Origin of the sequence: Savagea faecisuis (assembly GCF_042675605.1) — a bacterium.
In the GTDB taxonomy this organism is placed as follows: domain Bacteria; phylum Bacillota; class Bacilli; order Bacillales_A; family Planococcaceae; genus Savagea; species Savagea faecisuis.
In genome coordinates this window covers 21,997-31,593 of the sequence record NZ_JBHTJF010000007.1, presented here as the reverse complement: position 1 = coordinate 31,593, position 9,597 = coordinate 21,997, and the positions used below count along the sequence as shown (strand labels likewise).

General features: G+C 42.2%; 17 protein-coding genes. 15 read left to right on the top strand and 2 right to left on the bottom strand.

Annotated elements, in window-relative coordinates:
* Positions 1–151: 151 nt before the first annotated feature.
* Positions 152–793, bottom strand: a complete 642-nt coding sequence (locus ACFQ0V_RS01810; protein ID WP_381009048.1) for an N-acetylmuramoyl-L-alanine amidase — start codon at positions 791–793, stop codon at positions 152–154.
* Positions 794–900: 107 nt separating this feature from the next.
* Between ACFQ0V_RS01810 and ACFQ0V_RS01805 the strand changes: the two genes are divergently transcribed.
* From ACFQ0V_RS01805 to ACFQ0V_RS01775, 7 genes are all read left to right on the top strand, one after another.
* Positions 901–1,728 carry an aldo/keto reductase gene (locus tag ACFQ0V_RS01805; RefSeq protein ID WP_381009047.1) on the top strand — a complete coding sequence of 276 codons (828 nt, stop codon included), beginning with the start codon at positions 901–903 and terminating at the stop codon, positions 1,726–1,728.
* A gap of 24 nt (positions 1,729–1,752) precedes the next feature.
* Positions 1,753–2,178, top strand: a complete 426-nt coding sequence (locus tag ACFQ0V_RS01800; protein ID WP_381009045.1) for a GNAT family N-acetyltransferase — start codon at positions 1,753–1,755, stop codon at positions 2,176–2,178.
* A 96-nt stretch (positions 2,179–2,274) separates the two neighbouring features.
* Positions 2,275–2,715: a Dps family protein gene (locus ACFQ0V_RS01795; protein WP_381009043.1), complete on the top strand. Its 441-nt coding sequence runs from the start codon at positions 2,275–2,277 to the stop codon at positions 2,713–2,715.
* Between the two features lie 105 nt (positions 2,716–2,820).
* Positions 2,821–3,108: an AraC family ligand binding domain-containing protein gene (locus ACFQ0V_RS01790; protein WP_381009041.1), complete on the top strand. Its 288-nt coding sequence runs from the start codon at positions 2,821–2,823 to the stop codon at positions 3,106–3,108.
* A 124-nt stretch (positions 3,109–3,232) separates the two neighbouring features.
* The gene (locus tag ACFQ0V_RS01785; protein WP_381009039.1) at positions 3,233–3,439 is read left to right on the top strand and encodes a helix-turn-helix transcriptional regulator; all 207 of its coding nucleotides are present in this window, start codon (positions 3,233–3,235) and stop codon (positions 3,437–3,439) included.
* Positions 3,436–4,116 carry a DUF3169 family protein gene (locus tag ACFQ0V_RS01780; RefSeq protein WP_381009038.1) on the top strand — a complete coding sequence of 227 codons (681 nt, stop codon included), beginning with the start codon at positions 3,436–3,438 and terminating at the stop codon, positions 4,114–4,116. Before ACFQ0V_RS01785 ends, ACFQ0V_RS01780 begins: the two co-directional genes overlap by 4 nt.
* A 136-nt stretch (positions 4,117–4,252) precedes the next feature.
* A complete protein-coding gene (locus tag ACFQ0V_RS01775) occupies positions 4,253–4,825 on the top strand; it encodes a Crp/Fnr family transcriptional regulator (protein ID WP_381009036.1) in 573 nt (190 codons plus the stop codon).
* A 136-nt stretch (positions 4,826–4,961) separates the two neighbouring features.
* Here ACFQ0V_RS01775 and ACFQ0V_RS01770 read toward each other — a convergent pair whose 3' ends face one another.
* The gene (locus ACFQ0V_RS01770; RefSeq protein ID WP_381009034.1) at positions 4,962–5,261 is read right to left on the bottom strand and encodes a TIGR04104 family putative zinc finger protein; all 300 of its coding nucleotides are present in this window, start codon (positions 5,259–5,261) and stop codon (positions 4,962–4,964) included.
* 78 nt (positions 5,262–5,339) lie between these two features.
* On the opposite strand from ACFQ0V_RS01770, the gene ACFQ0V_RS01765 reads away from it, so the two are divergent.
* The 8 genes from ACFQ0V_RS01765 (at position 5,340) to ACFQ0V_RS01730 (ending at position 9,510) form a co-directional block, all read left to right on the top strand.
* A complete protein-coding gene (locus tag ACFQ0V_RS01765) occupies positions 5,340–6,332 on the top strand; it encodes a hypothetical protein (RefSeq protein ID WP_381009032.1) in 993 nt (330 codons plus the stop codon).
* Between the two features lie 101 nt (positions 6,333–6,433).
* Complete coding sequence (locus ACFQ0V_RS01760; RefSeq protein WP_381009030.1) at positions 6,434–6,829, top strand: hypothetical protein; 396 nt, start codon at positions 6,434–6,436, stop codon at positions 6,827–6,829.
* Positions 6,819–7,343 (top strand): RNA polymerase sigma factor, encoded by a 525-nt coding sequence (locus tag ACFQ0V_RS01755; RefSeq protein WP_381009028.1) that lies wholly within the window; start codon positions 6,819–6,821, stop codon positions 7,341–7,343. Before ACFQ0V_RS01760 ends, ACFQ0V_RS01755 begins: the two co-directional genes overlap by 11 nt.
* The gene (locus ACFQ0V_RS01750) at positions 7,333–7,560 is read left to right on the top strand and encodes a hypothetical protein (protein WP_381009027.1); all 228 of its coding nucleotides are present in this window, start codon (positions 7,333–7,335) and stop codon (positions 7,558–7,560) included. The genes ACFQ0V_RS01755 and ACFQ0V_RS01750 overlap by 11 nt, the downstream gene beginning before the upstream one ends.
* A 17-nt stretch (positions 7,561–7,577) precedes the next feature.
* On the top strand, positions 7,578–7,727 hold the full coding sequence (locus ACFQ0V_RS01745; protein WP_381009026.1) for a hypothetical protein: 150 nt from the start codon (positions 7,578–7,580) through the stop codon (positions 7,725–7,727).
* A gap of 72 nt (positions 7,728–7,799) precedes the next feature.
* Positions 7,800–8,549, top strand: coding sequence for an SDR family NAD(P)-dependent oxidoreductase (locus tag ACFQ0V_RS01740; protein ID WP_381009024.1), 750 nt, complete (start codon positions 7,800–7,802; stop codon positions 8,547–8,549).
* Complete coding sequence (locus ACFQ0V_RS01735) at positions 8,546–8,971, top strand: MarR family winged helix-turn-helix transcriptional regulator (RefSeq protein ID WP_381009023.1); 426 nt, start codon at positions 8,546–8,548, stop codon at positions 8,969–8,971. Before ACFQ0V_RS01740 ends, ACFQ0V_RS01735 begins: the two co-directional genes overlap by 4 nt.
* Positions 8,972–9,081: 110 nt before the next feature.
* A complete protein-coding gene (locus ACFQ0V_RS01730; RefSeq protein ID WP_381009022.1) occupies positions 9,082–9,510 on the top strand; it encodes a GatB/YqeY domain-containing protein in 429 nt (142 codons plus the stop codon).
* The last annotated feature ends 87 nt before the right edge of the window (positions 9,511–9,597 follow it).

Here is a 9,597-nt window from a genome sequence, read left to right as displayed (position 1 = left end):
TGTAATTTGGTAGACGCAAGCCCCCACTTCAAACAGACCGCAAGGTCGTTAAGTGGCGGGTTGTTGACGACCATTCCTCTTTTCTATAATTAATAGTTTTCTATACCCTTATTTGGGAAAACGAATCAAAAAAAATAGATGCGCGAGGCATCTATTCGTTTTGCGTCTGTTTAAGATTTTCTATCATATGATCGACCGCTTGGACGACCGCTTGTGAAAATTGTTGTTGGTAGTTCGCATTTTCAAGCTTTATCGCTTCTTCTGGGTGAGATAAAAAGCCTGTTTCGAGCAGTAGTGAAGCGGATGTCGTGCCGCGTAATACAGCGAGCTCTGGGCGAGGGAGTACACCGCGGTCAGGCGCTTGAAGTGCGCTGCTTAAATAGTTCATCATCATCGTCGCAAGTTCCACATTGCGTTCCGCTTCGTCTGGATAATAGAGCACTTGCAAACCTTCAACCGTATCGTTATTTTCCAGCGCATTACCGTGAATACTTAAAAATAAATCAATCGGCTTTGAGTTGGCAAATTGGACACGCTCGTTTAAAGATAATGTGACATCCTCTGTGCGTGTGAGATATACCTCATAGTTCGCGTTACGCAAAGCATCTGCAATTTTCAATGCGAATTGCAGGGCGATTTCTTTTTCGTGAACGCCTGTTATGCTCGTCGTTCCTGGATCTGTCCCGCCGTGGCCTGCATCGACGACGATGACGCCTTTTTTCTCTTTCGGCCAAAGTGAGAATCCGGCGATAAATAATAGTAAAATGGCTAAAAACGGAAACCATTTTTTCATAAAGACACCTCTTTTTTCATTCTAACTATAGTACGTCGTATTTCTGTTAAAGTTCCCATTCATTCGGTATGATGAACATACAGAATTGATAAAGGAGTTGGAATTGTATGAAAACATTACGAAATGGCGTTGACATGCCGATGACTGGTCTCGGTGTCTTCAATATGAAAGACCGAGATGAAACGATTCAGGCCATTCATCATGCGATTGATACTGGATATCGCCTCATCGATACAGCGAAAGTGTACGGCAATGAAGAAGAGGTAGGGGAAGCGATTCGCACAGCGAACATTCCGCGAGAACAGTTATTCATTACGACGAAAGTGTGGAATAGCGATCAAGGGTATGACGCAACATTAAAAGCATTCGACGCGTCGTTACAACGTCTCGGTTTAGACTATATCGACCTTTATTTAACGCATTGGCCAGTGCCGGAAAAATTTACGGACACGTACCGCGCCATTGAACGTTTGTACGAAGAAAAATTGATTCGCGTACCTGGTGTATCGAATCACCACATTCACCATCTCGAACAATTAGCGCAAACGGCGAATGTTCAGCCGATGGTCAATCAAATCGAAATTCATCCGTATTTCCAACAAGAGGAACTCGTCCGTTACTGTCAACAACAAAACATCGCCGTTACGGCATGGTCACCGCTCGGGCGCGGGGATAGTTTCGAAGATCCTGTGCTCGTTGAAATCGCCAAGCGTCACGGGAAGTCGCCTGCGCAAATTATTTTGAATTGGTTTAAAACACGTGATATTATTACTATTCCGAAGTCGGTGACACCGTCACGTATTGAAGAAAATTTCCATGCGTACGATTTCACATTGACGGCGGAAGAAATTGCTCAAATTGAAAGCATGAATCGCAACGCGCGTCGCGGGGTAGATCCAGATGCGCCAGATATGGTGCAACAATTAGGCGGTTAAGTTCGAACAGAAAGAAGCGATGAGATGAATTGGTATGATCGATCATTTGATGAATTAACGACGAAGCAATTGTATGACATTTTGCGTGCGCGCACAGAAATTTTCGTCGTCGAACAACAATGTCCGTATTTAGAAGTGGACGGACGAGATGAAGAAAGTCGGCATCTTTGGTTGGAAGATGAAGCGGGCATTACCGCGTATTGTCGACTTATTCCGAAGCCGGAAGAGACGCATATCGGACGTGTCATCGTCGCAAGTCGCGTGCGCGGAACAGGACTCGGCTATACGTTGATGGAAGAAGCAGTGCGACGTGCAGAAAAATTTGAGCGACCACTCTATTTACAAGCACAAGCGCATTTAAAAAAGTTTTACAGTTCGTTCGGATTTGTCCAAAAAGGCGAACCGTACGATGAAGATGGTATCCCGCATATTGATATGTGGAAAATGTAAAAAAGAACTTCTCGAATATTATTCGGGAAGTTTTTTGTTTGAAAAAAATGATAGCGGGTAAAGAAGAGTAACAAACATTTCAAGGAGGAGATTCATTTGGCTAGTCAAACAGCAAAAGACATTTTAGGTCAAGAAGTCGCAAACTACGGAGTTCTTTTCGTCAAGCTTCACAATTACCATTGGTACGTATCAGGCCCTCACTTTTTCACTTATCATGAAAAATTAGAAGAGCTGTACAATTTAGTGGCCGTTTTATACGACGAGGCAGCGGAGCGTTTACTCATGCACGGAGGAAAACCGGCAGCGACGATGAAAGAGTACTTAGAAATGGCAACGGTACAAGAAGGAGATTCTACGCTTTCTACGAAAGAAATGATTGAAGATATCATTAATGATTTCCGCAACATTTCGAAAGAGATGAAAACAGCGATCGAAAACTTTACAGACGAAGACGATACAATCGAAGATACGTTAGTCGGTCATCTCGAGCAATTAGAAAAAGAAATTTGGATGTTGGAATCAACGATTGAAAAATAAGCAAAACTCTCGCTTTTATTTTGCATATTTTTCATGTAACGATGTGATTTAGCTCACAGCGCAGCTTTCTTTTTCAAGCTAGTATGGGGAAAAGGAGAGGATTAAATGCAAAAGTATCACATTCCGAAACAATCGAAAAAAGTACAAGCCCTCATTCAATCACCGCCACTTCATGTGATGACGGTACAGTTGAAAGAAGGAGAGCAGTTAGCTAAACATCAAGTAGGGCGCCATGTACTCATTATCGTTCGAGAAGGTCGCGTCATTTTTGAAGGAGAATCGGGTACGTTTCCACTGACGCAAGATGACGTTTTCCACATGCACCCTGACACGCCCCATTCTGTCACTGCAGTGGAAGATACGCAGTTTTTCTTAATTCAATACGATGAGTAAAGTGATCCGTACAGTCTTGATTTGGACTGTATGGATCTTTTTTGTTTATTATATTTGTCATTATGACTATTATCATTGTCAAAATGACAAGGAAGGTATATAATTTTAAAAAAGGAGGGAGCGTATGCGGAATCGGGTAAAAGAATTGAGGGCTCGTCACGATTGGAATCAGACGGAGCTGGCTAAGCGAGCGGGCATGTCTCGACAAACGATTAGTTTAATTGAACGCAATGAATATATGCCATCGATTTTAATCGCGATGAAATTAGCACGCGTATTTGAAGAACCAGTAGAGTCTATTTTTATTTTTGATGAGGAGGAGTTACGATGAAAAAATATACGAAAAGTTTCGTATTAGGTGGTGTAGGTGGTTTTCTTATCGCTGTATTCCTATTAGCGCAAGAGATACAACTGCCGTTTGACACAAAAATTGAATGGCTCGTCGGAAGCAGTGTAGCGGTGGCAGCAGCTGTATTTGGCATTGCCTTTGTTCGTTTACAACGTTTGAAAAAGACGGTAGCCACAAAAGGGATGCAAGTGGAAGAAGACGAGCGAGATCGGTGGATTGCGATTCAATCGAGTCATATTGCGGACTGGTTAATGGGAGGGCTCATCACTTCTTTATTTACATTCGGTGTGAGTGCGATGTATTACGAATGGACGCCGACGTGGCTCATTTTTGGACTCGGTGCTTATTTTTTATTTCAGCTCGTTTACATTCGTGTTGCGATGAAACAATTACTTCTGTTGTCTCATCCAGACATTGACATTCCGGAGGATTTGAATGTTTTGCCCCTTATGGATGAAGGAGAGAAATTCGTCATGTATGAAGGGATGATGAAGGCATATCAAGTGATGAGTCAATTGTTGTTATTTAGTATTATATTGACAATTATGTACGGTGCGTGGACGAATACGACGCAACTGTTCCCAATCCTATTGATGAGCTTCATTTATTTAATCGGTCACGGCGCATACCAAAAAACGTACCGTCATTTACAATATTAATTTTACTAAAAAAACAACGTGGGAACGGAATTTTCCGAACCCGTTGTTTTTTTAATGAAATGTGGATATCCATTTGAAAAGATGGAAGACGAGGCGTAGACAAGTTACACTTGTATGAAGAGAAGGAGGGAATAGGTTGGCCTATTGTTTTTGTCGATATCCGCTTTTCCAACAGATGGATGAACGAGTAGCTTCACGTTTTCACGAAGCGATCAGGACGACAACGTATCGGACGGGTGAGTCTGTTTTACAGATGGACGATGCTGTGACGTCTTTTTATGTCGTGAAAGAAGGACGGTTGAAAATGGTGCGTTATTCAACGGATGGGAAAGAGCATTTCGTTCGTCTTTTGCAACGAGGAGATGTATTTGGCCAAGAGTGGTTTGAGTCGAAACGAATGAGAACGACAGTCATCGCCTTACAACAGACAACATGCTGTGTCATTGACGCGCCCGTTGTGGAAAGTTGTTTGCAAGCGGACGTGACGTTTGCGATGAATTGGATGCGTCGCCTCGTAAGTGAGCAAATGAGAACGGAAGAACGATTGTGGGAGCGGGATATTTTGTCCGTGAAAGAACGAATCGTTCGCTATTTACAAGAAGAACAGACGACATTGACACAAACCGATATCGCGAACTATGTCGGAGCGACGAGGGAGACGGTTAATCGTATATTGCGTCAGCTAGAACAAGAATGTGAAAAGAGATAACAAACATCCTCTATTTAGTTACTCTCATCTTTTCAATTTCTATCATTGTTATGTATAGAAAAGAAAATAAAAAGCATGGAGCGATCGGCGATGACGAGTTTTCGTATGATGTCGGTCGCTTCCATGCTTTTTTTCGTTAGAAGAGGGGGTCTTCTTCTTTCGTTAATTCATATTTTTGAGGCAAGATGAAGAAGGCGTAGCCGAGTATTGCTACCGCAGCTAGCGCGAGCCAGAGCGGGTTTGGTTGAAGTAATAAGTTTAAGAGTAAGAGAAATGGGATGCCGAGTGAGATTCGGACATTGCGTCGTCTCGTTTTTTTACTGATGCCGTTTTCTTTCTGACAAACGGGGCATGTAACGGTTGGCTTTAATGTAAAGCTTTGGCGAATGGCTTCTTTTTTCGAAAAGGTATGATGGCAATGAGCACATTGTGTCATTTTGTTACCTCCTTTCAAATGTTTGATATACTCATTGTACTAAAAGATTAATCGAATGTAAAAAAAGGATTTGTTTCTATGACTTTACAGAAAAAAGTGATGACCGCGGTCATCGGTTTGTTGTTGTTGACGTTACTCATCATCGGGAGTGTCAGTCAATGGCTCGTGACGCGCAGTGTGGAAGAAGATGCGGGCAATAAAGCGATGCATGCCGCGTCGGTCATTTCGGAAGACCAGGCGATTATTCAAGCGATGACAGAGCGCAATCAACCGAAATTAGATGAATTAGCTCGTCGCTATGAACATGTTTTACAAGCGGATTATGTCGTTATCGGGGATGAGCGAGGGATTCGGTATGCCCATCCGTTGAAAGAACGGATCGGACTGCCGATGATTGGCGACGATAATGAACGCGCGTTAGAGTTAGGGGAGTCTTACATTTCACGTAAAGAAGGGTCGCTCGGATTCGCCATTCGGGGGAAATCAGCGATCCATAACGATTCAGGCGATATTATCGGCGTCATTTCAGTCGGCTTTTTAGTCGCTTCTTTTGAAAGTGTCATCGGAAAGCAACGTCTCGTGTTATGGGGCATGATTGCGATTTTATTTGTGATCGGAAGCATCGTGTCGTATTTGCTTTCACATCATATTAAGCGACTATTGCTCAATTTAGAACCGAAAGAAATTAGTCGTCAGTTGATGGAGCGCGATGCCATTATGCGCTCGACACGGGAAGGAATTATCGCTTATGATGCTGATGGACAGTATACGTTCATGAATGATTCCGCGAAAAGACTTTGCGAAGAAGCGGGCGTTCGTCAAACGGAAACATTTTTGCGAAAAAATCAAGAGAAGCGAAAAGATGAAATTGTAACATATGGCGATATCAGCTTTATCGTCAATGAGCGGTATATAGAAGAAGGGGAGCGCGTGGCAGGGTATGTCGTCACATTGCGTAAAAAGACAGACCTTGAATTACTGACGCTCGAAATGCAACAATTACCTCGGATTATTTTAATACGTAAAAAGATAACGTTCGCTTCGGCGGACGTTATTTTTTTGAAAAAATAGTGGAGAAAGGGGCGCAAGTTTTCAGGAGAGGAATAAGTAGCATAAAAAATGGAACGTTTCTCTTCCGTTAATTGTATAGTAAGTGAAAGGGGAGAAAACTAGTGAATCAAGGATTTTTCTGGTCATCGATGACGACGATGATCATCGGTTTTGTCATTTTAATGATCGTCATCCCGATGGATCGTCGGTACGTTGTACGAAAAAAAGAGAAGTACTTTAAAAAAATTGATTATGTTAAAACGACTATTTATTTAAAGTGGACGGCATTTGATACGCTTACGCTCCTGTTAGCTTTGTATACGATCGCTTGTACGTCGATATTGAATTACATGATAAGTAAAGGGATGACGATTGAGAGAAGTGATGTGCAGTTTTTAATAGGTCAAACACAAACGTGGACAGTCGTGACTCTCGTTTATTTTTTATTTCGCTTAACGGTGACATTGAAGTCGATTGAAGCGCAACGAAATTCGAAGGAATATGAAGATGACGCTTGAAGAGATGATGTGCGCTTGGCAAAATGGGGATGAAGAAGCATTTACTTCATTATATGAAGCTTTATCTCCTTCATTATATGCCTTTGTTTTTCGGTATACGCGAGAAGAACCATTTAGTTTAGACATTGTCCACGACGCTTTTGAACAGCTTTGCAAAGCAAAAAACGACTACGATGTTCGCAAAGGAAAGGTGAAATCATACGTTTTTCAAATCGCCTACCGCCAAATGGTAAATAAATTAAATAGAAGAAAACGTCTTCGTCGCTTTTTACCTTTTTTAGTTCCTCAACGAGAATATAATTTTTCATATGAAGAAAAGACCGTCGTCCAAGAAGCGATTTCGCAATTATCTGAAAAACATCGCGCTGTCATCTTATTAACGTATTATGAAAATTTGACGCAACAAGAAATTGCACAAGTACTTCAAATAGAAGTCGGAACAGTTAAATCACGATTACATCGAGCGAAACAACAGTTAAAGAGATGGTTAGAGGAGGATGAAGATGACAGATGAACAGTTAAAAAGAAAGCTCCAGCAAGATATAGTCATCGTACCTGAACGATTGCAACGAGCGATTCCTCTTCCTTCGAAATGGGAGAGAATCGGACAGTATGCTGGAAAAGCGGTGAAAAACCCGCTCGACTCTTTTTTTCATTCGTCATGGAGCTTTTTTGTTTGTTACATACTTCCTATGATTCCAGCTTGGATTACACTTTTTTTAATATATTGAAATGAGAGGTGAACGAAATGAAGAAATTATTTTGGGTGAGCAGTGTGACCGTTTTATTGTTTTTTATATTGAGTTTCACTACACAACAATGGTCTTTATTTTACTGGGCTTTCGGTCTTCTCGCTATCGTAAATATCGTCTCTTTTCAAAAAGCTCAGTTCAAATGACGTGCACGTTTAATAGTTTAATGTTAAAATATTAATAGTTAAGTGTTAAACTATTTGAAAAGGATGATGAATATGCGTTTACAAGGAAAAGTAGTACTCATTACAGGAGGAGCAGGAGGCATCGGGCGCGGTATGGCGCTTGCGATGGCGAAAGAAGGAGCGAAACTCGTCATCGTCGATGTGAATGCGGAAACAGGAAAAGCGACGGAAGCGGAATTACAAGAAATAACAGAAGCTTTATTTATCGAAGCGGATTTAATGGACCGAGCTTCATTGCCTCGATTAGTTGATCAAACGATTGAACGATTCGGACAGTTGAACGTGCTCGTGAACAATGCGCACGCTTCCCGTCAACATTCGTTTATGGAAACGACAGAAGATGACTTGAATTTATCGTTTGGCACAGGATTTTACCCGACTTTTTTACTTATGCAAGCGGCGTATCCTCATTTGAAAAAGACAGAAGGAACAGTCATTAACTTCGCAAGTGGAGCGGGTATTGCAGGCAATATTCATCAAGCGGCATATGCAGCTGCAAAAGAAGCGATTCGAGGCATTACACGTGTCGCTGCGAATGAATGGGGTGTAGACAATATTAATTGTAACCTCATCTCTCCAATCGCCAACTCACCGGGTGTTCAACAGTGGAAAGAAGCGCAACCAGAAGCGTATGCGACGATGGTCGAAAAAATTCCGCTCCGCCGTTTAGGAGAATTGGAAGAAGATATCGGACGCGTTGCGGTGTTTTTAGCGAGCGATGATGCGAGCTACATGACGGGACAAACGTTAATGGTGGACGGAGGAGCGATTCAGTTACGATGACATCCATACTCAATCTCATCCGCTTAACGGAACAAGTGTCGAGCGAGATGACCGTTCAGTGGACGAAAGCGATGCCGTATGACCTTGGGGTTTCGGAAGCGCTCGTTTTAGCGGCGCTTCGCAACGGCCCTGAAAAATCGAGTGTCCTCGCTGCTCAATACGGGTATACGAAAGCGGCAATTACCCATATCGCTTCAAAGCTTGTCACACTCGGAGCGATTGAACGAATTTCGAGTCTTGAGGACAAGCGCATCGTCAAACTCGCATTGACAGATCACGGGCGCCACATACTAGAAGAAGCGCAACAAATCGGAGTTGCTTTACGTGAACAGTTATTTGAAGGATTAACAGAACAAGAACGACTCGCTTACGAAACGATCCAGCGTAAAATGTTAACCCAGATTCAACAAATGAATGAATAATATTCTCTCTCCTCTTCGCAGGAGAGTTTTTTTGTGAAAATGAAGCAATATGCTTTGCGCTATTTGCTCTTTCGTTTTAAAATAAAGAAGAATGCGAAAGGATGAACGATATGTTAAAAACAAAAGTATTTGAAATGATTAAACAAGCGATGCGTGACAAAGATCAGTTAACGAAAAGTGTGTTAACAATCGTGAAGTCAAATTTGGACCTCGCTGAAAAAGAAAAAGGCGAAGCGCTCACAGAAGCGGAAGAAATCGCCATCATCAATCGCGAAATGAAACAAGTGAACCAATCGCTCGACGGTGCGAAACAAGCAGGGCGCGATGATTTAATCGAGCAAGAAGAAGCGAAACTTCGCTTATTAGAGCAATTTTTACCTGAGCAGTTATCGGAGGAAGAAGTGAAAGAAGCACTAGCAGAAGCAGGTGTGACGAGCGGGATGAATATGGGAGATGCGATGAAAATTGCGCGCCCACTCCTCGCAGGAAAAGCGGACGGAAAAACGATCGCTTCTGTCGTCAAACAGTTAATTAGTTAATCGATGCTTCCCCAATTTGGGGAAGTTTTTTACAGAAGAGATGGAGGGAAATCAGTGAATCAAGGTACATCGTTTTGGGACGAATTG